Here is a 26,903-nt window from a genome sequence, read left to right as displayed (position 1 = left end):
GCGGTGCGACAGCACGGTGGCCGAGCAGGGGGAGACGTATGAGGACGGTCCGTGCGGACGAGTACGCCGAGTTCGCGGCGGCGCGCGCCGGGCATCTGTACCGCTCCGCGTGTCTGCTCACCGCCGGGGACACGCATCTCGCCGAGGATCTGGTCCAGGAGACCCTCGGCAGGGTGTACGTGCGATGGGGGCGGGTGTCCCGGGCCGACAATCCGGCGGCGTACGCGCAGACCGTCCTGACCCGGACCTTTCTCGCCCACCAGCGGCGGCGCAGCAGCCGTGAGCGGGTGGTGGAGGCGTTCCCCGACGTGCCGGACGGCGGCGGCACCGACACCCCGCTGAGACTCACCCTGCTCCAGGCCCTCGGCCGGCTGCCCGCGAAGGACCGGGCGGTCGTGGTCCTGCGGTACTGGGAGGACCGGTCGGTCGAGGAGACCGCCGGGGCCATGAACGCCAGCTCCGCGGCCGTACGGACCCGCTGCACCAGAGCCCTCGGGCGGCTTCGTGAGCTGCTCGGGGAGGACATCGGCGAGTACGCCCGCCCCTGAGAGACACCCCCACTACTCCGACTTCATCACCAGCCCGTGGAAACGGTGGTTCACCATGCCCGCAGACCAGCACACGGACCAGCACGCCGATCCGTTCGAGGATCGTCTCTCCGCCGCCCTGCACCAGGTGGGCGGCGCCTTCGACTCCCCCCGCACCGAGCTCGCCACGGCCGGCGAACGGCGCGGCCGGCGGCTGCAGTTGCAGCGTCGGACCGCGATCGTGGGGAGCGCGGCGGGCCTCGCCCTCGTGGGGGTGGGCGGGGCCCTGCTCGCGCCCTGGGACGGAACGCCCGCCCCCCGGACCTCGTCCGTCTCCGGGAGCGGTACACCGACACCGGCGGCCGGCTTCTCCGCCGACGACGTGATCCGCACGCTCGAAAAGCTGCTGCCGAAGGGCAAGTTCAGCCAGAAGGCGGGCCGGGGCACGGACGAGGAGCTGCCTCCGATGGCGCAGCTCGTGTTCGACGACGGCCAGGGCGAGGGCGCCATCTCGGTGGGCCTGGGCCGGGTCCCGCAGACCGGGACCGAGGTCAACCCGTTGGCCGAGGTGATCCCGTGTACGGACGACGACGCGGCGTCGGACGACTACAGCTGCAAGACCGAGTCCTTGTCGGACGGGTCCGCGATCACCGTCTACCAGGGGTACGAGTATCCGGACCGCCGCGCCGAAACCAAGGCGTGGGTCGCCGACCTGGTCACCCCGGCCGGGCACCACGTCAGCGTCAGCGAGTGGAACTCCCCGGCGGAGAAGGGCAAGCCGGTCACCCGGACCGATCCGCCCCTGGGGCCGACGCAGTTGAAGGCGCTGGCCTCGGCCGACGAGTGGCGGCGGATCATCGCCGCCATGCCCGAGGAGACGGCGGTGGCCGTCCCGACGGGCGCCCCTTCCCTCCCGGGGGAGCTGAGCGGTACGAACATCCTGCGCAAGCTCAAGGTGCTCCTGCCCAAGGGCCTCGACGTCGTCTCGAGCGGGAGCGACGAGACGCAGTACGGCTACTTCGTCGTCGACGACGGCAAGGGCGCGAGCCTCGTCCAGGTGAACGTGCAGCCGGGCATGTCCGATGTCGCCGGCCAGCTCTTCGGGTCCGGTTCCGAGACCCTTTCCGACGGCACGCGGGTCATGGTCCGGCAGGAGCCGGGCGAGAAGGGCGGCGCCGGGGTCGTCATGTGGACCGTCGACACCCTGCGCGAGGACGGGCTGCGGGTCGTCGTCAGCGCCTTCAACACCGGCGACCAGAACCAGGACGCGACCCGTACCGCGCCCGCCCTCACCATCGCGCAGCTGCGGAGCATCGCGCTCAGCCCCGAGTGGCTGGACGACGCGGCTACGACGCCATGAGCGCCAGGATCTCCTCCGTCGTGCCCGGCTCGCCGATCAGCGGGAAGAGGTACGACACGCGGTGGTCGTGTGCCTCCTCGTTGATGTCGGTCATCGCGTCGACCGCGAACGTGACGTGGTAGCCGTGCTCGTGGGCGGCGCGCGCGGTCGACTCGACGCCGAGGCTGGTCGCGATGCCGGCGAGCACGATCTGGGTGACGCCCCGGCGGCGCAGCTGGAGGTCGAGGTCGGTGGCGTGGAAGGCGCCCCAGGTCCGCTTGGTGACCAGGATGTCCGTGTCGTGTCCGGTCAGCGGGTCGGCGATCGGGCCGAGGTCGTACGGGCGGGAGCGGCCTCCGGCCAGCCGGGCCGCCTCGCTGCGGCCGGGGGCCGCGTCGGCGCCGTCGGGGGCGGTGGCCATCCGGACGAGGACGACGGGGGCACCGGCGGCGCGGAACGCCTTCGCGAGTTCGGCGGCCCGGGCCACCACGTCCGCCGCCTGGTGGGGCTTGGTGGGGGCGGCGAGTGTGCCCGCCTGGAGGTCGATCAGGACGAGCGCGGTCTTTTCGTCGAGCACGGTCACGGCCATGGCGGCACCTCTCCTAGGGGATCAGCACGCACCCTAGGAGAGATGCTTGCCAAACTCAAGTTTGCGAAAGTCAACTAACGGAGACAGGGGAACTTCAGAAGAACTCCGACCACGGCTGGTCCCACACCTGCTTCACGCACAGCGCCAGGAACAGCAGCCCCGCCAGCGCCAGCATCGCGTTGCTGAGCAGCCCGTTGCGCCACTCCCCCGGTGTACGGGAGGAGTTGAGCAGCCACAGCAGCGTGCCGGCCAGGAACGGCAGGAAGGCCGCGCCCAGGACGCCGTAGAGGATGACCAGGCGGAAGGGCTGGCCCTGGAAGAGCAGGACCATGGGCGGGAAGGTCAGCCAGAGCAGGTAGGCCCGGAAGGGCCAGGAGCGCTCGCGCGCGCCGGAGGCGACCTCCTCGCCGCGGGCCGCCTCCCGCGACCGGAAACGCGCCACGAAGTCCGCGAACATCAGGCTGACGCCGTGCCAGACGCCGATGAGCGAGGTGAAGGAGGTGGCGAAGAACCCGATCAGGAAGAACTTCGCGGTCGCGCCGCCGTATTCGTCCGCCAGGATGTCGCTCAGCTGGACGAGTCCCTTGTCACCGCTCGCGATCGCCACGTTGGCCGAGTGCAGCAGTTCCGCGCCGACGAAGAGCATCGCGATCACGAAGATGCCGGTGGTGGCGTAGGCGACGCGGTTGTCGAACCGCATGACCTTCATCCAGCCGGTGTCGGTCCAGCCCTTGGCGTTGACCCAGTAGCCGTACGCGGCGAGCGTGATGGTGCCGCCGACGCCGCCGATCAGGCCGAGGGTGTTGAGGACGGAGTCCTTCTCGTCCGGGAGGACGGGGAGCAGGCCGGCGAAGGCGTCCCCGAGGTGGGGGGTGACCCGGATCGCCAGGTACACCGTCACCACGAACATGACGCCCACCAGGACCGTCATGACCTTCTCGAAGACGGCGTACTTGTTGAACCAGACGAAGACCAGGCCGACCAGGCCGCACGCGATGCCCCACCCTTCCAGGTCCATCACGTCCGGGAAGAGGGCCTGCAGGGGCAGCGCGCTGGACGACATCGCCGCCGCGCCGTAGACGAAGCCCCAGACGACGGCGTAGACGGCGAAGAAGTACGTCGTCCAGCGGCCGAGGCTCGCCCAGCCGTCGAAGAGGGTGCGGCCGGTGGAGAGGTGCCAGCGGCCGGCCGCCTCGGCGAGGGAGATCTTCACCAGGCAGCCGACGACCGCCGCCCAGAGCAGGGTGTAGCCGAAGTTGCTGCCGGCGATGAGGGTGGCGACCAGGTCGCCCGCGCCCACGCCGGTGGCCGCGACGACGATGCCGGGGCCGATGTACCGCCAACTGGATTTACGGGGTGGGGGCTTGTGCGGGGGGTTGCTGCCGGATGGTGCCTCGGTGTCCGTGGGGTTTCCCGTGGTGTCCGCCATGAAGGTCAAGAAAGCCTAAAGCGGCCGGTACGGCAAGACCGTCCGCGAGAACTCCACCCGCATGATTCAGGCCAGCGGCTCTTGGGTGACTCTTGACCTGCTCATGCCAGACCCTGACCATGAGCGGCACCCGTACCGCCGCACAGCAAGCGCACAGCCAGACCCCCCACGCCCCTCCTCCCCACAAGGAGAGTTCATGCGACTTCGCATCCGTGGCTCAGGCGGCCCCCGCAGCGGCAGAAGGTCGGCCGCACTCGCCGCCGTGCTGGCCCTCGCCCTCGCGGCCCCCGTCGCGGCGACGACGACCAGCGCCTCGGCAGACGGCGCCCCGAAGCCGACCGCATCGGCGGACGACATCCGCCAGTACGAGATCCACGTCGACCACAGCACCCCGCTCACCCGCACCGAGATCGCCCGGGCCGGCGTGAGCATCGACGAGGCCGACGAGGAGACGGTCGTCGTCTCCGGCCGCGCGGACCAGATCGGCAAGCTGCGCGCCCAGGGCTACGAGGTGACCCCGCTGGGCGCCGCGCCCGACCGGACCGCCGAGGACGAGATCCGGCTCTTCGACTTCCCCTCGGCCGACTCGCGGTACCACAACTACGCCGAGATGACGACGGAGATCGACCAGCGCATCGCCGCCTACCCGGGCATCATGAGCAAGCGGGTGATCGGCAAGTCGTACGGCGGCCGGGACATCGTCGCCGTCAAGATCAGCGACAACGTCGGCACCGACGAGGCCGAGCCGGAGGTGCTGTTCACCCACCACCAGCACGCCCGTGAGCACATGACGGTCGAGATGGCCCTGTACCTGATGCGCGAGCTGGGCGCCGGCTACGGCTCCGACTCCCGGGTCACCAACATGGTCAACGGGCGCGAGATCTGGATCGTCCCGGACCTCAACCCGGACGGCGGCGAGTACGACATCGCCACCGGCGCCTACCGCTCCTGGCGCAAGAACCGGCAGCCCAACTCCGGTTCCTCGGCCGTCGGCACCGACCTCAACCGCAACTGGAACTACCGCTGGGGCTGCTGCGGCGGCTCCTCGGGCACCACGTCCTCCGAGACCTACCGGGGTACGGCGGCCGAGTCCGCGCCCGAGGTGAAGGTCGTCGCCGACTTCGTACGCAGCCGGGTCGTGGGCGGCAAGCAGCAGATCACCGCCGGGGTCGACTTCCACACGTACAGCGAGCTGGTGCTGTGGCCCTTCGGGTACACCACCGCCGACACGGCGACCGGTATGACCGTCGACGACAACGCGGCGTTCAAGGCGGTCGGGCAGAAGATGGCGGCCAGCAACGGGTACACCGCCGAGCAGTCCAGCGACCTGTACATCACCGACGGGTCGATCGACGACTATCTCTGGGGTACGCACAAGATCTTCTCGTACACCTTCGAGATGTATCCGTCGTCCAGCTCCGGGGGTGGGTTCTACCCGCCCGACGAGGTGATCGAGCGGGAGACGTCCCGGAACCGGGACGCGGTGCTCCAGCTTCTTGAGAACGCGGACTGTATGTACCGGTCCATTGGCAAGCAGACCCAGTACTGCAGCTAGGCGTCCTCTGCTTCGAAGTACGCGTCGAGGACCTCGTCCAACTGGGTCTCCCACTCGTTGAAGCGCGCCCTGGCCGTCGCCTCGATCTCGATCGGGTACCAGCGGCGGTCAGGGGTGTGCACCGTGATGGTGAACCGCTTCCCGAAGCGCGGCGCCTCCGTCTCGATCGCGCCGATCTCGTCCCAGCGGAACTCGCACTCCTCCTCGTCGAGGCGGAGCCGGACGCCCTTGGCGTCGGCGGAGATCCGCGCGCGGCGGTCGGAGGCCTCGAAGACCGGACCGTCGTCAGGAACCTCTTCCGACTCCTCGGTCTTCTCGTCGGTCTTCTCGTCGGTCTTCTCGTCGGTCTTCTCCTCTGCCTCCACCTCCTCGACGGCCTCGGGCTCCGTGTCCTCGACGTCCTCGACGTCCTCGAGATCCTCGTCCGGCTTCGTGTCCTCCGGCGCATCCTTCACGGGCGACGAGAGCCCGGGGATGAATGCCGGGTCGAATCCGGCGCCCTCGAGGGGCTGGCTGTTCGCACCTGTCCGCTGCTGCTCCACAGCGCGAAGTATGGTCGAAGATCCTGTGCCGGACACAGCCAGCCCCAACTTCGTTATGAGACGCCTACACGACGCCTACACGAAGACGCCTACACGAAGAGGCTCAATACGGCCGCCACCGCGAACCCCGCCACCGACAGCACCGTCTCCAGCACGGTCCATGTCTTGAGGGTGTCCCGCTCGCTGATGCCGAAGTACTTGGCGACCATCCAGAATCCGCCGTCGTTGACGTGCGAGGCGAAGATCGAGCCCGCCGAGATGGCCATGATGACCAGGGCGACGAACGCCTGTGAGTGATCGCCCTCCGCGAGCAGCGGGGCCACGATGCCCGCCGTCGTCACGATCGCCACCGTCGCCGAGCCCTGGGCGACCCGCAGCACCACCGAGATGAGGTACGACAGCACGAGCACCGGGAGGCCCACGTCGTTGAAGGTGTCGGACAGTGCCTGCGCCACCCCGCTCGCCTTCAGCACCGCACCGAAGATCCCGCCCGCGCCGACCACGAGAAGGATGTTGCCGACCGGCTTCAGCGACGCCGTCGACACCGTCTCCAGGGACTTGCGGGACCAGCCGCGCCGGATGCCGAGCAGGTAGTAGGCGAGCAGCAGGGCGATGGTCAGCGCCACGAAGGGGTGGCCGAAGAACTCGATCACCGAGCGGCCCGTGGACGGGTCCAGGGCGATCGACGAGAAGGTGGCGGCGAGGATCAGGATCAGCGGCGTACCGATGATGCCGAGGACGGTGCCCAGCGGCACCGGGTCCTCGCGCGGTGCCACGCCCTGCGCGAGCTGCTCGTCCACGACCGACTGCTTCGCCTCGGCCGCCGCCTCGACCATGTCCTGCGGTACGGCGACGAAGATCCGGCGGCCGATCCACGCGGAGTACGCCCACGCGGCCAGCACCGCCGGGACACCGCAGACCACGCCCATGAGGATGACCCAGCCGAGGTCGACGTGGAGGAGGCCGGCGGCGGCCACCGGGCCGGGGTGCGGGGGCAGGAAGGCGTGGGTCATGGACAGGCCCGCGAGCAGCGGCAGGCAGTACAGGAGGATCGACTTCCCGCCGCGCTTGGCCGCCGCGTAGACGATCGGCGCGAGGACGAAGATGCCGACGTCGAAGAAGACCGGGATGCCGAAGACGACGCCGGTCACGCCCATGGCGAGGGGCGCGCGCTTCTCGCCGAACAGGCCGAGCAGCCGCGATGCCAGCACCTCGGCGCCGCCGCTGACCTCCAGGACCGCGCCGAGCATGGTGCCCAGGCCGATGATGATCGCGACATGGCCGAGGATGCCGCCCATGCCTGACTCGATGGTGGAGACGGCGTCCGAGCGCTGGACGGTGCCGAAGAGTTCGGTGACGGACAGCCCGGAGAGCAGGCCGACGGCTATGGAGACCGCGAGGAGGGCCACGAAGGGCTGGAGTCTGGCCTTGATGATCAGGAAGAGGAGGAGAGCTATTCCGAGCGCGGCGACCGTCAGGAGGCCGGCCGTGCCGTCGATGAGGAGGAGCAGGCCGCCGGTGTGGGGTGGCGTGGGCATGTGGGGGTCCTCGGTGGGGGGTCAAGGTGCTCTCGGGCAGGGGGGAGCGCGGTACGGCACCGCAGAGGGCGCCGTACCGTCTTACGACATAAGGAAGTTGAGGGAGCGTCAGCCCAGGACGGCCAGCGCGTCGATCTCGATGAGCAGCCCCGCCGGCAGGCCGACGTAGACCGTCGTACGGGCGGCCGGTGCCTCGGTGAGGTCCTCGAAGTACTGGTTGTAGATCTCGTTCATCTCGGCGAAGTGGTCCACGTCCGTCAGATAGACGCGGATCATCATCACGTCCTCCCAGCGCGCCCCGCCCTCCTCCAGGATCGCCTTGACGTTGGCGAGGGTCTGGAGGGTCTGCTCGCGCAGGGTGGGGCCGGCGGGCGTGGGGGGCCGGCCCTCCTCGGCGGGGAGGAAGCCGACCTGGCCGGCGACCTGGAGGATGTTGCCCTTCCGCACGCCGTGCGAGAACTTCGCGGGCGGGGTGGTGTGGGTCTTCGGGGTGAGCGCGATCTTGTCAGTCATACGACGCTGTCCTTCATGTGACGTTGTCCTTCTGCGGGGTTCGGCCGGAGTACTCGCCGCTGATGGCGTCCGCCGTACGGCGCACCAGCGGGCGGAGGGTGAGGAGTTCGTCGGCGGAGACGACGACGTTCGGCGCGGAGACGGACATCGCGGCGACCACCCGGCCGTCGGCGCCGCGGATGGGGGCGGCGACGCAGTTGATGGACTCCTCGTGGCCGCCGAGGTCGGTGGCCCAGCCCTGTTCGCGCACTCTCTCCAACTCCCGTAGGAAGGCCGGGGCGTTGGGTGTCGAACGGGCCGTGTACATCGGGTAGTCGAGCTTCTCGGCGACGGCGCGGCGCTCGGCCTCCGGCAGGTCGGCGAGCAGGAGTTTCGCCACCGCCGCGACGGTGATGGCCACCGGCTTGCCGATCCGCGAGTACATCCGTACCGGGTAGCGGCTCTCGACCTTGTCGATGTAGAGGACCTCGCCCTCCTCGTACACGGCGAGGTGCACGGTGTGCCCGCAGCCCTCGTTGAGCCGTACGAGGTGGGGGTGGGCGATCTCGCGGATGTCGAGGTTCTCCATCGCCTCCTGGGCGAGGGCGAAGAGGCGGGCGCCGAGGCGGTAGCGCTGGTCGGACTGGCGGTAGACGAGCCCGTGTTCGTGGAGGGTGCGCAGCAGCCGCAGCGCGGTTGATTTGTGCACGCCCAGCCGGTCGGCGACCTGGCCGAGGTCGGCGGGGCCCTCGGCGAGCAGCGGCAGGATGCTCAGGGCGCGGTCGACGGTCTGGCTCATGGGGTGCGTACCTCCTCCGGGGCATCGGCCCTGGTCCAGCCGGGGCCGAGTCGAAGTGTCCCCCACGACCGGTCGTCGAGGGCCGCCAGCCGGTCGGCGTGGTCGCGGGTCGGGGGCACGGCGAGGTCGCCGGGGACGGTCAGGGCGGCGGCGGCCATCAGATGGCCGTGCCGGAGCCGTGCCGGCATCGGCAGCCCGCGCAGGGTCGCGGAGAGGAACCCGGCGGCGAAGGCGTCCCCGGCGCCGACGGCGGCGACGACGTCGACCTGCGGGGCGGGCATGTGCAGGACGCTCCCCTTGCCGCTTCCCTTGCCGCTCCCCTTGCCGCTTCCCTTGTGGAAGACGGTCGCCCCGCGCCCGCCCTGCTTGACGACGAGCACCTCGGGGCCGGGGAACGCGGCCCGTACGTCGTCGACGCCGTCCAGGCCCCACACCTCGGCCGCCTCGTCCTCGCCGACGAACACCAGGTCGGCCCCGCGGGCCAGCTCCAGGAGCACCCGGGGGCTGTTGCCGTCCGTCCACAGCCGGGGGCGGTGGTTGACGTCGAAGGAGACGAGGGGGCGGTCGGGGCCGGGGGCCATGAGCTTCCGCAGCAGGGCGAGACAGTCGGCGGAGAGGGCGGCGGTGATCCCGGTCAGGTGCAGGACCCGCCCGGCACGTACGGCGTCGAGGTCGACGGTGTCGACGGACATCGTGGAGGCCGCCGACCCGGCCCGGTAGTACGCCACCTCGTGGGCGGCGGTGGCCCGGTCGCCCGCGGTGCGGAAGTAGACGCCGGTGGGACGGGCGGCGTCCCGTCCCACGGAGGCCACGTCCACGCCGTACGCGCCGATGGTCTCGACGAGATGGTCGCCGAAGCCGTCGGCGCCGACCCGGCTCACCCAGCGCACCGCGTGCCCCGCGGCGGCCAGCGCGCACGCCACGTTGGACTCGGCGCCGCCGATGGCCCGGTCGAACGAGGGCACGTCGGCGAGGCGGCCGGGCCGGGAGGGCAGGAAGGTGACCATGGACTCGCCGAGCGCGACGACGTCCACGGCGCCGGCGGCATCGCGGGCTCCGGTGTTGGGCACGGTCGTCGTAGCTCCCGGCGTCGGTGCGGGTCCGTTGACCTCGCGTTGGCGGAGATGTTAGACAGCAGTAAGCGACATACGCAATGGACGTTGCAGTTATTGCAACGCTCCTGATCAGGGAGGTTCCATGGGTACGGAGGCGCTCGCCCGACTCGCCGAGGAGCGTGTCGACCACCGCTTCAAGGGCCTCCCGCCGGACGCCGAGGGCCGCACCGTCGCCGAACTCACCGCCGAGCGCCGCAACCTCTTCACCGGCGGCTTCACCACCCCGGTGCTCGCCCTCTCCGCCGAGCGCCTGGAGCACAACCTGCGCCTGATGGAGACGTACGCAGCCCGCCACGGCCTGCTCTTCGCCCCGCACGGCAAGACGACCATGGCGCCCCAGCTCTTCCAGCGGCAGATCGAGTACGGCGCCTGGGGCATCACCCTCGCCGTGCCGCACCAGGTCCGGGTGGCCCGCGCGTACGGCGCCCGGCGGGTGTTCCTCGCCAACGAGGTGGTCGACCCGGCGGCCCTGCGCTGGATCGCCGCACAGCAGGACGCCGACGACGCGTTCCGGGTGGTCTGTTACGCCGACTCCGTGCGCGGCGTGGAGCTGATGGACGCGGCCCTGTCCGGCGCCGTCCGCCCACTGGACGTCGTCGTCGAACTCGCGGCCGGCGAGGGCGCCCGCACCGGTGCGCGGACCGAGGCGGAGTGCGCGGCGGTCGCGGACGCGGTGGCCGCGACCGGCACGCTGCGGCTGGCCGGCGTCGCGGGGTACGAGGGCGAGGTGCCGGGCGCGGACCCGGAGCGGGTACGCGCCTATCTGCGCCGGCTCACCGGACTGGCCGCCGACTTCGACAAGGCGGGGCGGTTCGCCGGCCTCGACGAGGTCATCGTCAGCGCGGGCGGCAGCGCCTGGTTCGACGCGGTGGCCGACGTGTTCGCGGAGATTCCCGAACTCTCCGTGCCCGTACTGAAGTTGCTGCGCTCGGGTGCGTATGTCTCGCACGACGACGGCCACTACCGGAGGATCACGCCCTTCAACCGGGTGCCCGAGGAGGGTGCTCTGGAGCCCGCGTTCCGGCTGTGGACGCAGATCGTCTCCCGGCCCTCCCCCGAGCAGGCCTTCGCCAACGCGGGGAAGCGGGACGCCGCCTACGACCTCGACCTCCCCTTCGCCCAGGTGGTCCGCCGGGACGGCGTCGAGCGCCCGGCCACCGGTATCTCGGTGACCTCCCTGTCCGACCAGCACGCCTGGCTGAAGACCGGGCCCGAGGCCGAGCTGGCGGTCGGCGACTGGGTCGGCCTGGGGCTGTCCCACCCGTGCACGTCCTTCGACAAGTGGCAGCTGATCCCGGTGGCGGAGGCGGACGGCACGGTCGTCGAATACATCCGCACGTTCTTCTAGGGGGCCGGTCGTGGAAGAGCTCGTCATCCGGGACGCGGACGTCGTCGACGGCAGTGGCGCCGACTCCTACCGTGCCGACGTGGTCGTGGACGGCGGCCGGATCGTGTCGATCGTGCGGGAGGCGGCGGCAGCGGGCTGTCAACGCCCCAAGGCGCGCCGCGAGTTGGACGCCGAGGGGCTCGTCCTCTCCCCCGGCTTCGTCGACATGCACGCCCACAGCGACCTCGCGCTGCTGCGCGACCCCGACCACAGCGCCAAGGCCGCGCAGGGGGTGACCCTCGAAGTCCTGGGCCAGGACGGGCTGTCGTACGCCCCGGTGGACGACCGCACGCTGGCCGAGGTGCGCCGCGCGATAGCGGGCTGGAACGGCTCCGGCGACGACATCGACTTCGACTGGCGTTCGGTGGGCGAGTACCTGGACCGGCTGGACCGCGGGATCGCGGTCAACGCCGCCTATCTCATCCCGCAGGGCACGGTCCGCGCCCTCGTCGTCGGCTGGGACGACCGCCCGGCCACGCCCCGGGAGCTGGACCGCATGCGGCAGTTGGTGGCGGAGGGCCTGGAACAGGGCGCGGTCGGCCTGTCGTCGGGCCTGACCTACACCCCCGGAATGTATGCGAAGGACGCCGAACTGACCGAACTGTGCCGGGTGGTGGCGTCCTACGGCGGCTACTACTGCCCGCACCACCGCTCGTACGGCGCCGGCGCGCTGGAGGCGTACGCGGAGATGGTGGAGCTGACCCGGGAGGCGGACTGCCCGCTCCATCTCGCCCACGCGACGATGAACTTCGGCGTGAACAAGGGCCGGGCCCCCGAGCTGCTGTCCCTGCTCGACGAGGCACTCGCCACCGGCGCGGACATCACCCTCGACACCTATCCCTACACCCCCGGCTCCACAACTCTCGCCGCGTTGCTGCCCAGTTGGGCGAGCGAGGGCGGCCCGGCGGAGATCCTGCGGCGGCTGGACGACGAGGAGATCGCCGCCCGCATCCGCCACGACCTGGAGGTGACCGGCGCGGACGGCTGTCACGGCGTGCCGGTGGAGTGGGACACGATCGAGATCTCGGGCGTGGGCGACCCGCGGCTGGCCGGATACGTCGGTCGTACGGTCCAGGAGTCGGCGCGCTCACGCGGCGAGGCCCCGTGGACGACGGCCCGCCGTCTCCTCACCGAGGACGGACTCGCGCCGACGATCCTCCAGCACGTGGGCCACGAGGAGAACGTCCGCGCGATCATGCGTCACCGGGTGCACACGGGCGGTTCGGACGGCATCCTCCAGGGCGCCAAGCCGCATCCGCGGGCGTACGGCACGTTCCCGCACTATCTCGGCCACTATGTGCGGGAGTTGGGGGTGCTGAAGCTGGAGGAGTGCGTGGCACACCTCACCGGCCGCCCGGCGGCCCGTCTCCGCCTCCCGGACCGGGGCCTGGTCCGCGAGGGCTACCGGGCCGACCTGGTCCTGTTCGACCCGCGCACGGTGGCGGCGGGTTCGACGTACGACGCCCCGCGCACGCTGCCCACCGGCATCCCGTACGTCCTGGTCGACGGCCGGTTCGTGATCGAGGACGGCCGGCGCACGGACGTCCTGGCGGGCCGGGCGGTCCGTCGCAGTCCCATGTGACGGAACGCCCCTCCGCAGCGCCTTACGGCTTGGGCAGGGTGCAGGTGGTCGCGCTCAGGTTGAGCTGGTTCCCGGTCGTGAAGCAGGCCGGGATGATGTAGGTCTCCTGGGCGTAGTTGATGCCCTCGCGGACGGTGACGTTGCCGCTGGCGTCGACCTCGCAGGGGTTGTTCAGGGTGCAGCTCTCGCCGTCCTCGTTGCCGGTGTTGTTGACGGCGACGACCTTGCCGGTGGACTGGTCGATCACCGGGGAGCCGGAGGTGCCGCCGATGGTCTGGCAGGCGGAGGTGTAGCGGAGCGAGTCCTTCCAGGTCCAGTCGCCCTCCTTGAGGCGGTACGCGAACCCGTCGACGCTGCAGTTGTAGAGCGTCTTCCAGTAGCCGGACGCCACGGTGATGGCGGTGCCGGCGGTGGGGTGGGTGTCCTGCACGGTCAGCGCGGAGATCCCGTACGAGCTCTGGATCGACGCGTAGGTCCTGGTCAGCTGGTAGATCGACACGTCGGTGTCGGTCATCGTCGCGTAGGCCAGCTTGCTGGCGCTCAGGGTGGCGACCCGGGTGCCGGCGGAGTTGAGCAGGCCGAAGGTGCGGGTGGAGGTCTGGTTGGTGACGACCTCGCCCGGGTCCAGGAAGCCGGAGGTCAGGCAGTGGCCGTTGCTGAGCACCAGCGCCGGGTCGGTGTCCAGGGAGTTCGGGAAGCGGATGACCGAGCCGGAGCAGTTGCTGAGCGCCACGGTCCCGGCGAGGCTGACGGCCTGGAGGGTGGGCGCGGCGGCCTTGGTGTCGGCCTTCGCGGCGGGTGCCGCGACCGCGGGTGCCGCACCGATCCCGGCGATGGCCAGGGCCGTGAGCGCGGCGACGAGAGGCTTTCTCATGTGGGGGGTCCCCTCTTACGACAAGGCGACCGGAGATCTTCCGGCCGCCAATTTTTTGTCATGTGCATTTTGATTGCAGAGGGGTGGTTGGACAAGGAGCTGTTTCAGGACCGGCGTTGGCGGATTTCCGCGCATGCCTCGTCGATGTGGCGCAGCAGCGTGCCGCCGTCGACGGCGATCCGGGCGCCCAGTTCACGGCACCGCCGCTCGCGGGCCGGGGTGATCCGGTTGGTGAAGAACACCGCCGGCCCGCCGAAGATCCCCCGCTCCCGCCAGCGCGCGAGCGCGTCGAGGCCGGCGTCCGGATCGGTGCCGCGGGCGACGTCCGAAATCACCATGTCGACCGGCTCCTCGCCGAGCACCCGCTCCGCGCGGCGCGCGTCCTCGGCCGACAGCACCTCGGCGCCGAGGCTCTCCAGCCGACGGACGTAGGAGGTGTTGTTCGCCGGATGGTCGTCGACCCAGAGGATCCTGATGCCCCGGTAGCGGTCGTCCCGGCGCTCGGGCCGGTCCTCCCCGGGCGGTGTCCGCTCCCCGCGCACCGGCGGGGCGGCGCCCTCGTCGATGTCCACCGGGATCGTGACGACCGGCGCCGCGCCGCCCCGCTGGAGCTGCGCCAGCAGCCCGTCCGCCTGCGGAAGCCGCAGCCACTCCTCGATGAGGTGGACGAAGTTCAGGTCCCGGGCCAGCGCCGGGTAGATGGTGGGCAGTTGTTCCTCCAGCCGGCCGAGGACGGCCTCCCAGCCGTCCTGGTCCTCGGGGTCCGGCGGCGCGAGCCGGTGCCCGGTCACGGCGGCCACCGTGGTCTGCCACGCCTCCGCGCCGGCCTCGACCCACCGGCTCAGCACCTGCCGGGCCGTGCGGTACCCGAGGAACTCGTGCCCAGCGTTGGCGGTGTGGGCGGCGTCGCTGGACACGAGGATCCGGTAGAACTCCGGGTACAGGTACTGGATCAGCAGCGTCCGGATGACCGCCTCCGGCTCGATTCCCGCCCACCCCGGGTTGAGGGTGCACTCCAGGCCGAAGCCATTGATGAGCCGCTTGATCCGGCGCGGGTTGCGCGCCGAACGGTCGGCGATCAGGCCCACCGTCCTGTCGTCGAGCAGCTCGCGCAGCCCCGAGCGCAGCGCGCAGTGCCGGACGTACGCCCGCAGGTCCTCGTCCGGGGGCGTCGACAGCCGGAAACTGGTCTGGAAGATCTTCTCCATGAACGCCGAGCCGGCCGGCCCGAGGTCCCTCAGCAGGCCCGAAGGGCCGAGCGCCGACCGGTCGCAGCCGATCACGAACACCAGACCCGGCACATCGAGGTAGACCTTCACCGCCTCGCACACCGCGAGGACGGTGTCCTCCGCGCATCGGTCGAGATCGTCGACGAAGACGACCAGCAGGCGGTTCGGCTCGTGCTCGGCCGTATCCGCCCACTCCGTCGCGAGCTCGTGGAGCGCTTCCCCCATACGCGCCCGGGCCCTGGGGTCGACGGACAGCTCGCGCCAGAGCTGGTCGACGAGTCCCGCCATCCCGAAAGGGGCGGCGGCCACCGTGAGCGTCGCACGCACGGCCGTGATCAGCTTCCCGTGCTCGGACGCCCGGTGCAGCGCCCGGCGCAGCACCCGCCTGTCGAACTTCATCAGTACCGTCTTGATGAGCCCTTCCAGCACATCGGCGCTGGTGGAGGTCCAGGCGTTGTACCAGACGGTCTCGACGTCCGCGCGCTGCTCCAGCTCCGCCCGGACCAGGCGCATCAGGCTGCTCTTGCCCATGCCCCAGCCGGCGTCCACGGCGAGCGTGAAGGGCGTCGCCGCCCTGGAGGCGTGCACCAGGGCCGCCAGCTCCCGGGCGGCCCGGCCGGTGCCGAGCAGATCGGCCTCCGGCGCGGTCACCGGCTCGTCGTTCAGCAGCGAGAACTCCATGCCCGCCCTCCCCGTGGATCGCATCAACCTACCTTCCCCCAGAGGCTGTTGGGCCATACGATCGCCCGCCCCGGCCATACCCCCGCAAAACACGCGTCTCACGTGGCGGAAAACACGCCCCAAGGCGCGTTACCGGGCCGTAAGCTCCCAGACATGCAGGTGATCCAGTCGACCAAGCTCGCCAACGTCTGTTACGAGATCCGGGGCCCGGTCCTCGAGGAGGCGATGCGGCTGGAAGCGGCAGGTCACCGCATCCTCAAGCTCAACACCGGCAACCCGGCCGCCTTCGGCTTCGAAGCCCCGCCGGAGATCCTCGAGGACGTCCTCCGCAACGTCTCGACGGCCCACGGCTACGGCGACGCGAAGGGCCTGCTGGCGGCACGCCGGGCGGTCGTCATGCACAACCAGACACTCGGCATCGAGACGGACGTCGAGCACGTCTTCATCGGCAACGGCGTCTCCGAGCTGATCGTGATGGCGATGCAGGGCCTGCTGGACGACGGTGACGAGGTGCTGGTCCCGGCCCCGGACTACCCCCTGTGGACGGCCGCGGTCTCACTCTCGGGCGGTACGGCCGTCCACTACCGGTGCGACGAGCAGTCCGACTGGATGCCCGACCTCGCCGACATCGAGCGCAAGGTCACCGACCGCACCAAGGCGATCGTGATCATCAACCCGAACAACCCGACGGGTGCGGTGTACGACCGGGAGATGGTCAAGGGGCTGACGGACATCGCCCGCCGCCACAACCTCCTCGTCTGCTCCGACGAGATCTACGACAAGATCCTCTACGACGGCGCCACGCACACCCCGACCGCGAGCGTCGCCCCGGATCTGCTCACCCTCACCTTCAACGGCATGTCGAAGGCGTACCGGGTGGCGGGCTACCGGGTCGGCTGGATGGCGATCTCCGGACCGCGCGCGCACGCCGACTCCTACATCGAGGGCCTGACCATCCTGGCGAACATGCGCCTGTGCGCGAACATGCCGGGCCAGCACGGCGTGGTCGCCGCGCTCAGCGGGCGGCAGTCCATCCAGGACCTGGTGCTGCCGGGCGGGCGGCTGAAGGAGCAGGTGGACACGGCGTACGAGCTGCTGACGCAGATCCCGGGTGTGAGCTGCGTACGCCCGAAGGGGGCGCTGTATCTCTTCCCGCGCCTCGACCCGACCGTGTTCAAGATCAAGGACGACCGGCAGATGGTCCTGGACCTGCTCCGCCAGGAGAAGATCATGGTCGTCCAGGGCACCGGCTTCAACTGGCCGGAGCCGGACCACTTCCGGGTGGTGACCCTGCCGACCGCGATGGATCTGCGGGACGCGGTGGGCCGGATCGCCCGTTTCCTGGACGGCTACGGCCAGCCCTAGCAGCCGTCTCACGATCGACTCAACTTTAGACGAAATCTAAGCTAGGATGGTTTCCTGCCAGCACAGGAGGCCATCCCATGTACGAACCGATCCGCACCAAGTCGGTCCACAGCACGATGGCCGGCAGCACCTCCGACTTTCCCCACCGCTCCCGCGAGGAGGAGCTGGACATCCAGCTCGCCGGCCATCTCGCGGCGCTGCTCGCCGTCACCGACGAACTGCGCGCGACGGCCCCCGCCGCGGAGCTGGACACCGCGGCCGAGCGGCTCACCGAACAGGTGAGCAGGCTGCGGGGAGGACGCCTGCCGGTCCGGGCGACCGGACCCTCGCGGGGGCCCGACTCCACATCCCTGCACCAGCGGGCGCACACCCTCGCCGGACGCGCCCTGGTCGTGGCGGCCTCGCGCGCGGACACCGCGGCCGCGATCCTCGCCGCCGAACAGATGGACGTGCACGCCGCCGCCCTGGAGCCCCGCGAACTCGCGTCCCACTGAGAGCCCTCGGGCCCCCGAACGGCCCCGGTCCGCGTGCACCCGCAGCGTGCGTGCGGACCGGGTGCCATGCACTGCGTGGCTTGGGCCGAATTCCCGTGCGGGCCGGTGGGGGGTTCTCGCGCAGTTCCCCGCGCCCCTGAAAACAGGGGTGCGTTGCAGTGCCGGGGCTGGTGCGTCACCGTCCGTTTACCCGAACCACCCGGGAACGTGTAGTTCCGGGAGCACGCTCCCCCTGTGAGACGAATCGTAGGAATCGTCCTTGCGGTGCTGTTGATGGTCGGTGTGGTGGTCGCCGTCGTCGCGGGCCGGGACAACGAGGACACGGGTACGGCAACGAAGACCGTACGCATGGTGATCGGATCGGAGAAGGCGGAGTTCTTCGCGGATCCGGACGTGGTGAAGGCCCTCGCCGCCAAGGGCTACACCGTGAAGGCCGAGACCTCCGGGTCCTGGGCCATGGAGGGACTGGACCTCAAGGGGTACGACCTCGCGTTCCCGAGCAGCCAGGCGCCGGCCGTCGAGTTGGCCGCGAAGTACAAGGTGACCGGCACACTGCCGCGGCCCTTCTACTCGCCGCTCGTCGTCATGGCGCACAAGAACGCCGCCGACGTGCTCGCGGCCAATGGGCTCGCCACGCTGGACGCGGCCCACCGGGGCACGCTGAAGATGTCCGCCTACCTCGACGCGGCCCGGGCCGACCGCACCTGGCAGCAGCTCAAGGGGGCGACGAAGTACGGGGAGCTGACCGGCACCCTCTACATCTCCAGCACCGACCCGGAGACCTCCAACTCCGGCGCCCTCTACCTCGCCGCCGCCTCCTACGTCGCGGGCGGCGGCAAGGTCGTCGCGAGTGACACCGAGGTGGACAGGACCGCGCCGCTGCTGCACAAGCTGGTCAGCGTGCAGGGCGCCCAGCAGTCCAGCACCGACGCCTCCTTCCGGGACTTCGTCAGCGGCGCCGGCAATCCGCTCGTCCTCGGCTACGAGTCGCAGGTCGCCTCCCTCCTCGCCGACGGACAGCAGCCCGGCGACCTGGTCGTCCTCTACCCGGACACCACGGTCAACAGCGACCACACGGCCGTACCGCTCACCGAGAACGGCCGGGCCCTCGCCGAACTCCTGTCCACGGACCCGCAGTTGCGGGGGCTGGAGGTCCGCCATGGATTCCGCCCGCAGGGCGAGGCCACCGAGTTCGCCTCGGCCGGCACCTATCTCAAGCAGGAACTGACCGGCGTCCGCCAGGCGCCCGTGCCCACCTCGAAGGTGCTGCACGAGCTGGCCCGACGGGCGCGCGGATGAACAGGCTGCGGATGAACAGGCTCATGAACCAGGGGGACAGCAACAGATGAGCGACGACTCCTTCACCCTCACCCCGCCCGAGCCCGTGGCCGCCGTGCCACGCGAGAAGGCCGGCGGACTCGTCCCCGTGGACGACGGGGTGCGCACCGACATGGCCACCAAGGCCGCCGCCTACGTCGACGGACTCGCCCTTCTCGACGCCCGCTCGCCCGAGTTCGCGGGCAAGGTCGGCGAGATCACCGCGCTCGGCGCCGGTGAGATGCGCACGGCCGCCGCCCAGTCCAACCGGATGCTGGAGCGGACCGTCAGGAGCCTTCCCGAAAAGGGCGGCGACGCCCAGTCGAAGGTGGCGGGATCGCTCGTCGAACTCCGGCGCGTGGTCGAGGATCTGGACCCGCGTGACCTGCCGGCCTCCAAGGGGCGCAGGTTCCTGTCCAAGCTGCCCGGCGGCAACAAGCTGCGCGACCACGTCGCCAAGTACGCCTCCGCGCAGGGCACGTTGAACAAGATCGTGGGATCGCTGCGCGGCGGACAGGACGAACTCCGGCGCGACAACGCCGCGTTGCAGACCGAGCGGGTCCGCCTCTGGGAGACCATGGGCAAGCTCCAGGAGTACGTCGTCCTCACCGACGCCCTGGACTCGGCCGTCGAGCAGCACATCACCGGCGTCGAGGGCACCGACCCCGAGCGGGCGAACGGCCTCCGTGCCGACGTGCTCTTCCCGGTCCGGCAGAAACACCAGGATCTGCTCACCCAGCTCGCGGTGTGCGCACAGGGCTACCTCGCGATGGACGTCGTACGCCGCAACAACGACGAGCTGATCAAGGGCGTCGACCGGGCGGCCACCACGACCGTGTCCGCGCTGCGGATCTCGGTGATGCTGGCCTCCGCCCTCGACAACCAGAAGAAGGTCATCGAGCAGGTCAACGCGCTGCGCGGGACCACCGAGGACCTCATCCGGGGCAACGCCGAGATGCTGGCCACGCAGAGCGGGGAGATCCAGCGCATCGCCGCCGACCCGGCCGTGGGCGCCGAGACCCTGCGCGCGGCCTTCCAGCAGATCTACCGCACCCTCGACGCCATCGACACCTACAAGGTGCAGGCCACCGAGGTCATGGCGACGACCGTGGAGAACCTGACCGCCGAACTCCAGGGCGCCAGCGCCTACCTGGAGCGCAGCCGGTCGCGCGGCGCACTGGAGGGCGGGATCGCATGAGCCCGAGCCCGAGCCTGAGACGTCCGTTGCTCGCCCTCACCGCGCTCGCACTCCTCCTCACCGCCTGCACCGGCCAGGACGAGAAGGACGACTCCACCGCCCCGAAGCCCGGCACGCTCCGCGTCCTCGCCTCCAGCGAACTCGCCGACATGAAACCGGTGTGGGAGCAGGTCCGCGAGGACACCGGGGTGACGATCCGGCCCACCTACATGGGCACGCTGGACGCCGTGAACCTGCTGGCGAAGAAGAGCACGGACAGCCGGTACGACGCCGTGTGGCTGTCCTCCAACGACTATCTGCGGCTGCGCCCCGAGGTGGCGAAGAAGGTCGTCTCCGAGACGCCGGTGATGTCCAGCCCGGTCGCCCTGGGGGTGAAGACGCAGACCCTCGGCTCCCTCGGCTGGAAGCCCGATCAGGTCACCTGGGCGCAGATCGAGCAGGCCGTGCAGGACGGGAAACTGACGTACGGCATGACCGATCCGGCCCGCTCCAACTCCGGTTTCGCCACGCTCATCTCGGTCGCCTCCGCGCTCTCCGGCGCCCAGTCGGCGCTCACCGACGCGGACGTCACGAAGGCCACCCCGCGGCTGAAGGAGTTCTTCAAGGGGCAGAAGCTGACCTCGGGTTCGTCGGGCTGGCTGGCGAGCGCGTACGCCCGGCGCGGCGACGTGGACGCGCTGCTCAACTACGAGTCGGTGCTCAAGGGCATCCCCGGCCTTACGGTGATCCGGCCGGCGGACGGCGTGGTCACGGCCGACTACCCGCTCTCCTCCCTGGCCGCGACCAGCGCGACGACCCGCGAGAACGTCAAGCGGGTCGCCGACGACCTGCGCACCCCGAAGATCCAGAAGCTGATCACCACGACCACCCACCGCCGCCCGGTGGTCGCCTCCGTACCGCCCGCGTCCGGCCTCGACACCACCCGCCGGCGCGAACTGCCCTTCCCGGGCACCCGTTCCGTCGCCGACGGGCTGCTCGACGCGTACGAGAACAAACTGCGCCGCCCCTCGCGGACGGTGTACGTCCTCGACACCTCCGGCTCGATGCAGGGCGACCGGCTGAGCCGGCTGAAGGACGCCCTGTCCGAGCTCACCGGTGACTTCCGGGAGCGCGAGGAGGTCACGCTGATGCCGTTCGGCTCGGATGTGAAGAGCGTCCGGACACATGTCGTCAGCCCCTCCGACCCGGAGACCGGGCTCGCCGCGATCCGCAAGGACACCAAGGAGCTGTCGGCCGACGGCAACACCGCGATCTACACCTCCCTGGAGAAGGCGTACGACCATCTGGGCGCCGGCAAGGACACGTTCACCTCGATCGTGCTGATGACCGACGGCGAGAACACGGCGGGCGCGAACGCGGGCGACTTCGACGGCTTCTACCAGGCGCTCAGCGGTGACCGGCAGGACATCCCCGTCTTCCCCATCCTCTTCGGCGACTCCGACCGCAAGGAACTGGAGCACATCGCCGAGCTGACCGGCGGCCGGCTCTTCGACGCCCAACAGGGCTCGCTGGACGGCGCGTTCGAGGAGATCCGTGGCTACCAGTAGGTTCGTCGGGTACCTGGAGTCCCGCAAGAACATCACGGGCAGCGCGGCCGGACTGGCCGGACTGGTGCTGACCTTCACGGGGGTGGCGGGCCCGTACTGGCCCGTCGTGGTCGTCGGCCTGTACGGCGCGGGCGCGTTGATCGCGCCTCCGGAGCGCCCTCCACTGCCGGACTTCCCGGACCCGTCGGCCCAACTGGACGAGGTCCGGGGCGACTTCGAGATGCTGGATGGCTATCTTGCGAACGTCGAGTTGCCGCCCGCCGCTGCCGGTCGTCTCACCGAACTGACTGAGGTGCTCGCCGCTTTGCTGGATCCGGGGTGGGCCGGCGAACTCCTCGCCCAGGACCCGGAAGGCGTGCATGTGCTCTCGCGGGCAGTACGGCAGGACATTCCCGAGGCCGTCGACACATTCGTACGAACGCGGTGGTGGACGCGGCTCGCACCGGGTCAGGAGCCCCCGGAACGCCATCTCGAGCGCCAGCTGACGCTGCTCCACGAGGAGGCGGACCGGCTGGCCGCCACCCTGCGCGAGACAGAGGCCCGACGCCAGGAGTCACACACCCGCTACTTGGAAGACCGCTCGCAATAGCGCCCCAAAGGGGCGCGGGGAACTGCGCGAAGACCCCCCACCGGCCCGGGGGCGAAGGTCTGCCGCCATCCCCCCGCCGGGGCGGGCGGCAGGATGACGGCAGACCCAGAGCCACGCACGCCGTTGTACGCGGCCTCGCCGATCGGGGAGGGCCTCAGCCCAGACGCCGCACCAGCGCGTGGTACTCGTCCCACAGCTCCTTGGGCGTGTGATCGCCGAAGGTGTTGAGGTGCTCGGGAACCAGCGCGGCTTCCTCGCGCCAGACCTCCTTGTCGACCGTGAGAAGGAAGTCGAGGTCGGCGTCGGCGAGTTCGAGTCCGGCCGTGTCGAGGGCGGCCTTGGTCGGCAGGACGCCGATCGGGGTCTCGACGCCGTCCGCACGGCCGTCGAGGCGCTCGACGATCCACTTCAGGACGCGGCTGTTCTCACCGAAGCCGGGCCACACGAACTTGCCCGCTTCGTTCTTGCGGAACCAGTTGACGTAGTAGATCTTCGGGAGCTTCGACTGGTCCCTGTCCTTGGCCACATCGACCCAGTGGCCCATGTAGTCGCCCATGTTGTAGCCGCAGAACGGCAGCATGGCGAACGGGTCGCGGCGCAGTTCACCGACCTTGCCCTCGGCGGCGGCGGTCTTCTCGGAGGCCACGTTGGCGCCGAGGAACACGCCGTGGTTCCAGTCGAAGGACTCCGTGACCAGCGGCACCGCGCTCGCGCGCCGCCCGCCGAAGAGGATCGCGGAGATCGGCACGCCGCGGGGGTCCTCCCACTCGGGCGCGATGATCGGGCACTGCGCCGCGGGGACGGTGAAGCGGGCGTTGGGGTGGGCGGCCGGGGTGTCCGAGGACGCCGGCGTCCAGTCGTTGCCCTTCCAGTCGGTGAGGTGGGCCGGGGTCTCCTCCGTCATGCCCTCCCACCAGATGTCGCCGTCGTCGGTGAGGGCGACGTTGGTGAAGACGGAGTTGCCCCACAGCGTCTTCATCGCGTTGGCGTTGGTGTGCTCGCCGGTGCCGGGCGCGACGCCGAAGAAGCCGGCCTCGGGGTTGATGGCGTACAGCCGGCCGTCCTCGCCGAACCGCATCCAGGCGATGTCGTCGCCGATCGTCTCGACGGTCCAGCCCGAGACGGTGGGCTCCAGCATGGCGAGGTTGGTCTTGCCGCAGGCGGACGGGAAGGCGGCGGCGACGTACTTGGACCCACCGGTGGGCGGAGTGAGCTTGAGGATCAGCATGTGCTCGGCCAGCCAGCCCTCGTCACGCGCCATGACCGAGGCGATGCGCAGGGCGTAGCACTTCTTGCCGAGCAGGGCGTTGCCGCCGTAGCCGGAGCCGTAGGACCAGATCTCGCGGGACTCCGGGAAGTGCGAGATGTACTTGGTGGAGTTGCAGGGCCAGGGGACGTCCGCCTCGCCGTCGGCCAGCGGCGCCCCGAGCGTGTGCACGGCACGCACGAAGAACCCGTCGGAGCCCAGCTCGTCCAGGACCGGCTGTCCCATGCGGGTCATGGTGCGCATGGAGACGGCGACGTAGGCGGAGTCGGTGATCTCGACGCCGATCGCGGAGAGGTCGGAGCCGAGCGGGCCCATGCAGAACGGGACGACGTACATCGTCCGGCCGCGCATCGAGCCGCGGAACAGGCCGTTCTCGCCCGAGAAGATCTCCCGCATCTCCGCGGGGGCCTTCCAGTGGTTCGTCGGACCCGCGTCCTGCTCCTTCTCGGAGCAGATGAAGGTCCGGTCCTCGACCCGGGCGACATCGGTCGGGTCGGAGGCGGCGTAGAACGAGTTGGGGCGCTTGATGGGGTCCAGCCGTTTGAAGGTGCCCTTCTCGACGAGCTCCCCGCACAGGCGCTCGTACTCGGCCTCGGATCCGTCACACCAGACCACGCTGTCCGGCTGAGTCAGTTCGGCGATCTCGTTCACCCACGAGATCAGTTCCTTGTGGTTCGTCGGGATGACGGTGGGAGCCGCGATGTCGCGCGCCACGATTGCTCCTAGATGAGGGGTTTTTTGTTTTCAGGCCCCTTGGGGGCTGCGGCCCGGATGCTTCACGGTCTCTCGACCTTCGGCGCTCATCCGGTACCGACCGCACTCATCTGATCATCCGACGCTTCCGCCCATCTGTCCAGAAGGCGTCACAGGTGAGCGGAGTGAGGAAGGCCACGCATAATCCGTCCGCTTTGCGTCCACTTGGTATTCAGCGGAAGATCGTTCGAGGTGAACCCGCCGGGGCAGGCGCGCGCCGCAGTGAGACGATGGCCACTCTTCGCCCCCCAAAGCCGCCGGACTGACGTGTAACTTACGGTTCCGTAGGTACGATTCTGCGTATGACTGCGCCCGTCCCCGACGCGCCCACGGACACGCCGGCCGCCGGCCGTGGTTCGCACGCGCTCTCCCTGCCGGAAGAGATCAAGCCCAAGCTGCGCGGCTGGCTGCATCTCGGCATGTTCCCGGCCGCGCTCGTCGCCGGCCTGGTACTCACCGCGCTCGCGGACTCCCCGCGGGGCCGGGTGGCGTGCGGTATCTACGCGCTCACCGCCTGTCTCCTGTTCGGCGTGAGCGCGCTGTACCACCGGGGCACCTGGAACGCCCGGATGGACGGCATCCTGCGCCGCCTGGACCACGCGAACATCTTCCTGATCATCGCGGGCACCTACACGCCGCTCACCATGCTGCTTCTGCCGGAGGCCAAGGGCCAGTGGCTGCTGTGGGGCATCTGGGGGGCCGCGCTGGCGGGTATCGCCTTCCGGGTCTTCTGGGTGGGCGCCCCGCGCTGGCTGTACACCCCCTGCTACATCGCGATGGGCTGGGCGGCCGTCTTCTTCCTGCCTGACTTCATGCGCACCGGCGGCATCGCCGTACTGGTCCTGGTGATCGTCGGCGGGCTCCTCTACAGCGCGGGCGGCGTGATCTACGGCATCAAGCGGCCCAACCCCTCACCGCGCTGGTTCGGCTTCCACGAGGTCTTCCACTCGCTCACGCTCGCGGCGTTCGTCGTCCACTACGTCGGCATCTCGCTGGTGGCGTACCAGCACGCATAGCGGCACTTTTCAGCCTTCTGCGGGCCACGGCTTCCGAGCCGTGGCCCTTTTTCATGTCCTGTTCTCATGTCCTGGAAGTCGATACCGATTGACAGCTTACAGCTTTTGAGAGTTACTTTCATTTCATGGACACTGTCACTGTCACTCCAAACCCCCGTCGCTGGTGGGCGCTCGGCGCCCTGGTCGCGAGCATGCTCACGCTCGGCTTCGACATGACGATCCTCAACGTGGCCCTGCCGACCATGGCCGCCGAGCTCGGCGCCACGACCGGTCAGCAGCAGTGGATGGCGGACGCGTACGTCGTCGTCTTCGCGGCCCTGATGCTCCCGGCCGGACTGCTCGGCGACCGGTTCGGGCGGCGCCGGATACTGATCGTCGGGCTCGGGATCTTCCTTGTCGGCTCCCTGGCGGGCGCTCTGGCCGGGAACGTCGAGTGGGTCGTCGCCGCCCGCGCCTTCATGGGCGTCGGCGGCGCGCTCGTCACCCCGCTCGCGCTCTCCGTGCTGCCCTCGCTCTTCGGCTCCGAGGAGCGCACCAAGGCCGTGGGCGTCATCTCCGCCGCGTCGGCTCTCGGCCTGCCGCTCGGCCCGATCATCGGCGGCTGGCTGCTCGACCACTTCTGGTGGGGCTCGGTCTTCCTGGTCAACGTGCCGATGGCCGCGATAGGGATCGCCGCCTGCGTCTTCCTGCTCCCCGAGACCTCCGACCCCGCCTCCCCCAAGGTCGACGCCCTGTCCACCGCGCTCACCGCGACCGGCCTGGGCGCCCTCATCTACGCGATCATCGAGGCGCCCGGCCGCGGCTGGGGCGACCCTCTGGTCCTCGCGATGTCCGGCGCGGCGGCCGTCCTGATCACCGGGCTGGTGCTGCGCGAGCGGCGGGTCGCACGGCCCATGCTCGACATGGAGCTGCTCAGCCACCGCGGATTCCTCTTCAGCACACTCGCGGCAACCCTGGTGATGTTCGTCCTGTCCGGCCTGATGTTCGTGCTGCCGCCGTACCTCCAGGCCGTCCTCGGCCACGACGCCCTGGGCACCGGGCTGCGGCTGCTGCCGATGATGGGCGGCCTGATGGTCTCCGCGCGCGCCGCGCAGCCCGTGGTCGCGCGGTTCGGTCCGCGGGCCGTGGTCAGCGCCGGCCTGGTGGTGCTGGCCTTCTCCGCCCTGCTCGGCAGCCGTACGACGGTCGACTCCGGCTACGGCTTCACCGCGCTGTGGCTCTGCGTGACCGGTCTCGGCTTCGGTCTCGCCGTCGTCCCCGCGATGGACGGCGCCCTCGCGGCCCTGCCCCGCGACCGGGCGGGCAGCGGATCCGGGCTGCTCATGACCATGCGCCAGGTCGGCGCCGCGATCGGCATCGCCCTGCTCGGCAGCCTGCTCGCCGGTGTCTTCCGCGACCGCCTCGACGTCACCGGGCTGCCCGCACCGGCCGCCGACACCGCCGGGGACTCCGTGGTCGCCGCCCACCTGATCGCGGAGCGGACCGGCTCGGCCCACCTGGCGGCCTCCGCGGACAGCGCCTACGTGCACGGCATGGGCGTGATCCTGCTGGTCTGCGGCGTCGCGGCCCTGGTGACGGCACTGCTGGCGGCGGCCTTCCTGCCGAAGGCGACGCCTGCGCCTGCCACGGAAAGCACCGGCCCCGACATGGGCGTCCCGGCGGAGGATGCCCGACAATGA

The 26,903-nt window shown here is 70.4% G+C and carries 23 protein-coding genes; 13 read left to right on the top strand and 10 right to left on the bottom strand.

Annotated features, from left to right (window positions below; genetic code table 11):
• The first annotated feature begins 38 nt into the window (after nt 1-38).
• A complete protein-coding gene (locus tag ACFPIH_RS10110; RefSeq protein WP_381165330.1) occupies nt 39-548 on the top strand; it encodes a SigE family RNA polymerase sigma factor in 510 nt (169 codons plus the stop codon).
• A gap of 55 nt (nt 549-603) precedes the next feature.
• Complete coding sequence (locus ACFPIH_RS10105; protein WP_381165332.1) at nt 604-1,887, top strand: hypothetical protein; 1,284 nt, start codon at nt 604-606, stop codon at nt 1,885-1,887.
• Here ACFPIH_RS10105 and ACFPIH_RS10100 read toward each other — a convergent pair.
• On the bottom strand, nt 1,874-2,455 hold the full coding sequence (locus ACFPIH_RS10100) for an isochorismatase family protein (RefSeq protein ID WP_381165334.1): 582 nt from the start codon (nt 2,453-2,455) through the stop codon (nt 1,874-1,876). The genes ACFPIH_RS10105 and ACFPIH_RS10100 overlap by 14 nt on opposite strands.
• A 94-nt stretch (nt 2,456-2,549) precedes the next feature.
• Nucleotides 2,550-3,884 (bottom strand): Nramp family divalent metal transporter, encoded by a 1,335-nt coding sequence (locus tag ACFPIH_RS10095; protein WP_381165336.1) that lies wholly within the window; start codon nt 3,882-3,884, stop codon nt 2,550-2,552.
• Between the two features lie 196 nt (nt 3,885-4,080).
• On the opposite strand from ACFPIH_RS10095, the gene ACFPIH_RS10090 reads away from it, so the two are divergent.
• Nucleotides 4,081-5,439 carry a M14 family metallopeptidase gene (locus ACFPIH_RS10090; protein WP_381165338.1) on the top strand — a complete coding sequence of 453 codons (1,359 nt, stop codon included), beginning with the start codon at nt 4,081-4,083 and terminating at the stop codon, nt 5,437-5,439.
• Here ACFPIH_RS10090 and ACFPIH_RS10085 read toward each other — a convergent pair.
• The 5 genes from ACFPIH_RS10085 to ACFPIH_RS10065 all read right to left on the bottom strand — a co-directional run bounded on the left by ACFPIH_RS10085 (nt 5,436) and on the right by ACFPIH_RS10065 (nt 9,880).
• Nucleotides 5,436-5,981 (bottom strand): hypothetical protein, encoded by a 546-nt coding sequence (locus tag ACFPIH_RS10085; protein WP_381165340.1) that lies wholly within the window; start codon nt 5,979-5,981, stop codon nt 5,436-5,438. The genes ACFPIH_RS10090 and ACFPIH_RS10085 overlap by 4 nt on opposite strands.
• 89 nt (nt 5,982-6,070) lie before the next feature.
• The gene (locus ACFPIH_RS10080) at nt 6,071-7,519 is read right to left on the bottom strand and encodes a GntP family permease (protein WP_381165342.1); all 1,449 of its coding nucleotides are present in this window, start codon (nt 7,517-7,519) and stop codon (nt 6,071-6,073) included.
• 108 nt (nt 7,520-7,627) lie between these two features.
• On the bottom strand, nt 7,628-8,032 hold the full coding sequence (locus ACFPIH_RS10075) for a RidA family protein (RefSeq protein WP_381165344.1): 405 nt from the start codon (nt 8,030-8,032) through the stop codon (nt 7,628-7,630).
• Between the two features lie 13 nt (nt 8,033-8,045).
• The gene (locus tag ACFPIH_RS10070) at nt 8,046-8,810 is read right to left on the bottom strand and encodes an IclR family transcriptional regulator (RefSeq protein WP_381165346.1); all 765 of its coding nucleotides are present in this window, start codon (nt 8,808-8,810) and stop codon (nt 8,046-8,048) included.
• Complete coding sequence (locus tag ACFPIH_RS10065) at nt 8,807-9,880, bottom strand: sugar kinase (protein ID WP_381165348.1); 1,074 nt, start codon at nt 9,878-9,880, stop codon at nt 8,807-8,809. Before ACFPIH_RS10065 ends, ACFPIH_RS10070 begins: the two co-directional genes overlap by 4 nt.
• Nucleotides 9,881-10,007: 127 nt before the next feature.
• On the opposite strand from ACFPIH_RS10065, the gene ACFPIH_RS10060 reads away from it, so the two are divergent.
• Nucleotides 10,008-11,273 carry an amino acid deaminase gene (locus tag ACFPIH_RS10060; protein WP_381165350.1) on the top strand — a complete coding sequence of 422 codons (1,266 nt, stop codon included), beginning with the start codon at nt 10,008-10,010 and terminating at the stop codon, nt 11,271-11,273.
• 10 nt (nt 11,274-11,283) lie between these two features.
• Nucleotides 11,284-12,894: an N-acyl-D-amino-acid deacylase family protein gene (locus ACFPIH_RS10055; RefSeq protein ID WP_381165352.1), complete on the top strand. Its 1,611-nt coding sequence runs from the start codon at nt 11,284-11,286 to the stop codon at nt 12,892-12,894.
• 22 nt (nt 12,895-12,916) lie between these two features.
• On the opposite strand, the gene ACFPIH_RS10050 is transcribed toward ACFPIH_RS10055, so the two are convergent.
• Both ACFPIH_RS10050 and ACFPIH_RS10045 read right to left on the bottom strand, forming a co-directional pair.
• Nucleotides 12,917-13,768 carry a S1 family peptidase gene (locus tag ACFPIH_RS10050; protein ID WP_381165354.1) on the bottom strand — a complete coding sequence of 284 codons (852 nt, stop codon included), beginning with the start codon at nt 13,766-13,768 and terminating at the stop codon, nt 12,917-12,919.
• Between the two features lie 104 nt (nt 13,769-13,872).
• The gene (locus ACFPIH_RS10045) at nt 13,873-15,702 is read right to left on the bottom strand and encodes a P-loop NTPase fold protein (protein ID WP_381165356.1); all 1,830 of its coding nucleotides are present in this window, start codon (nt 15,700-15,702) and stop codon (nt 13,873-13,875) included.
• A gap of 129 nt (nt 15,703-15,831) precedes the next feature.
• Here ACFPIH_RS10045 and ACFPIH_RS10040 point away from each other — a divergent pair, with 129 nt between their 5' ends.
• The 6 genes from ACFPIH_RS10040 (at nt 15,832) to ACFPIH_RS10015 (ending at nt 22,188) form a co-directional block, all read left to right on the top strand.
• Complete coding sequence (locus ACFPIH_RS10040; protein WP_381165359.1) at nt 15,832-17,043, top strand: pyridoxal phosphate-dependent aminotransferase; 1,212 nt, start codon at nt 15,832-15,834, stop codon at nt 17,041-17,043.
• A gap of 77 nt (nt 17,044-17,120) precedes the next feature.
• On the top strand, nt 17,121-17,537 hold the full coding sequence (locus ACFPIH_RS10035; protein WP_381165361.1) for an SCO4983 family protein: 417 nt from the start codon (nt 17,121-17,123) through the stop codon (nt 17,535-17,537).
• A gap of 234 nt (nt 17,538-17,771) precedes the next feature.
• Nucleotides 17,772-18,836 carry a hypothetical protein gene (locus ACFPIH_RS10030; RefSeq protein ID WP_381165363.1) on the top strand — a complete coding sequence of 355 codons (1,065 nt, stop codon included), beginning with the start codon at nt 17,772-17,774 and terminating at the stop codon, nt 18,834-18,836.
• Between the two features lie 46 nt (nt 18,837-18,882).
• Nucleotides 18,883-20,052 carry a toxic anion resistance protein gene (locus ACFPIH_RS10025; RefSeq protein WP_381165365.1) on the top strand — a complete coding sequence of 390 codons (1,170 nt, stop codon included), beginning with the start codon at nt 18,883-18,885 and terminating at the stop codon, nt 20,050-20,052.
• Nucleotides 20,049-21,599: a substrate-binding and vWA domain-containing protein gene (locus ACFPIH_RS10020; protein WP_381165367.1), complete on the top strand. Its 1,551-nt coding sequence runs from the start codon at nt 20,049-20,051 to the stop codon at nt 21,597-21,599. Before ACFPIH_RS10025 ends, ACFPIH_RS10020 begins: the two co-directional genes overlap by 4 nt.
• Entirely contained in the window at nt 21,586-22,188 is a 603-nt protein-coding gene (locus ACFPIH_RS10015) for a hypothetical protein (RefSeq protein ID WP_381165369.1), read from the top strand. Before ACFPIH_RS10020 ends, ACFPIH_RS10015 begins: the two co-directional genes overlap by 14 nt.
• Before the next feature lie 154 nt (nt 22,189-22,342).
• Here ACFPIH_RS10015 and ACFPIH_RS10010 read toward each other — a convergent pair whose 3' ends face one another.
• Entirely contained in the window at nt 22,343-24,169 is a 1,827-nt protein-coding gene (locus ACFPIH_RS10010; protein WP_381165371.1) for a phosphoenolpyruvate carboxykinase (GTP), read from the bottom strand.
• A 341-nt stretch (nt 24,170-24,510) separates the two neighbouring features.
• Between ACFPIH_RS10010 and trhA the strand changes: the two genes are divergently transcribed.
• Both trhA and ACFPIH_RS10000 read left to right on the top strand, forming a co-directional pair.
• Nucleotides 24,511-25,224 (top strand): PAQR family membrane homeostasis protein TrhA, encoded by a 714-nt coding sequence (gene trhA, locus ACFPIH_RS10005; protein WP_381165373.1) that lies wholly within the window; start codon nt 24,511-24,513, stop codon nt 25,222-25,224.
• A gap of 125 nt (nt 25,225-25,349) precedes the next feature.
• The gene (locus tag ACFPIH_RS10000; protein ID WP_381165375.1) at nt 25,350-26,903 is read left to right on the top strand and encodes an MFS transporter; all 1,554 of its coding nucleotides are present in this window, start codon (nt 25,350-25,352) and stop codon (nt 26,901-26,903) included.

This window comes from Streptomyces vulcanius (assembly GCF_042653945.1).
GTDB lineage: Bacteria > Actinomycetota > Actinomycetes > Streptomycetales > Streptomycetaceae > Streptomyces > Streptomyces mangrovi.
The sequence above is the reverse complement of the archived record's forward strand: the minus strand, read 5'-3'. Positions and strand labels throughout refer to the sequence as shown.

Bases quoted from the DNA above. Each gene is read 5' to 3' on its own strand.
- ACFPIH_RS10110 (WP_381165330.1), top strand. From the start codon at position 39: ATGAGGACGGTCCGTGCGGACGAGTACGCCGAGTTCGCGGCGGCGCGC.
- ACFPIH_RS10080 (WP_381165342.1), bottom strand. From the start codon at position 7,519: ATGCCCACGCCACCCCACACCGGCGGCCTGCTCCTCCTCATCGACGGC.
- ACFPIH_RS10060 (WP_381165350.1), top strand. From the start codon at position 10,008: ATGGGTACGGAGGCGCTCGCCCGACTCGCCGAGGAGCGTGTCGACCAC.
- ACFPIH_RS10050 (WP_381165354.1), bottom strand. From the start codon at position 13,768: ATGAGAAAGCCTCTCGTCGCCGCGCTCACGGCCCTGGCCATCGCCGGG.
- ACFPIH_RS10100 (WP_381165334.1), bottom strand. From the start codon at position 2,455: ATGGCCGTGACCGTGCTCGACGAAAAGACCGCGCTCGTCCTGATCGAC.
- ACFPIH_RS10090 (WP_381165338.1), top strand. From the start codon at position 4,081: ATGCGACTTCGCATCCGTGGCTCAGGCGGCCCCCGCAGCGGCAGAAGG.
- ACFPIH_RS10000 (WP_381165375.1), top strand. From the start codon at position 25,350: ATGGACACTGTCACTGTCACTCCAAACCCCCGTCGCTGGTGGGCGCTC.
- ACFPIH_RS10105 (WP_381165332.1), top strand. From the start codon at position 604: ATGCCCGCAGACCAGCACACGGACCAGCACGCCGATCCGTTCGAGGAT.
- ACFPIH_RS10075 (WP_381165344.1), bottom strand. From the start codon at position 8,032: ATGACTGACAAGATCGCGCTCACCCCGAAGACCCACACCACCCCGCCC.
- ACFPIH_RS10070 (WP_381165346.1), bottom strand. From the start codon at position 8,810: ATGAGCCAGACCGTCGACCGCGCCCTGAGCATCCTGCCGCTGCTCGCC.
- ACFPIH_RS10025 (WP_381165365.1), top strand. From the start codon at position 18,883: ATGAGCGACGACTCCTTCACCCTCACCCCGCCCGAGCCCGTGGCCGCC.
- ACFPIH_RS10095 (WP_381165336.1), bottom strand. From the start codon at position 3,884: ATGGCGGACACCACGGGAAACCCCACGGACACCGAGGCACCATCCGGC.
- ACFPIH_RS10040 (WP_381165359.1), top strand. From the start codon at position 15,832: ATGCAGGTGATCCAGTCGACCAAGCTCGCCAACGTCTGTTACGAGATC.
- ACFPIH_RS10045 (WP_381165356.1), bottom strand. From the start codon at position 15,702: ATGCGATCCACGGGGAGGGCGGGCATGGAGTTCTCGCTGCTGAACGAC.
- trhA (WP_381165373.1), top strand. From the start codon at position 24,511: ATGACTGCGCCCGTCCCCGACGCGCCCACGGACACGCCGGCCGCCGGC.
- ACFPIH_RS10035 (WP_381165361.1), top strand. From the start codon at position 17,121: ATGTACGAACCGATCCGCACCAAGTCGGTCCACAGCACGATGGCCGGC.
- ACFPIH_RS10020 (WP_381165367.1), top strand. From the start codon at position 20,049: ATGAGCCCGAGCCCGAGCCTGAGACGTCCGTTGCTCGCCCTCACCGCG.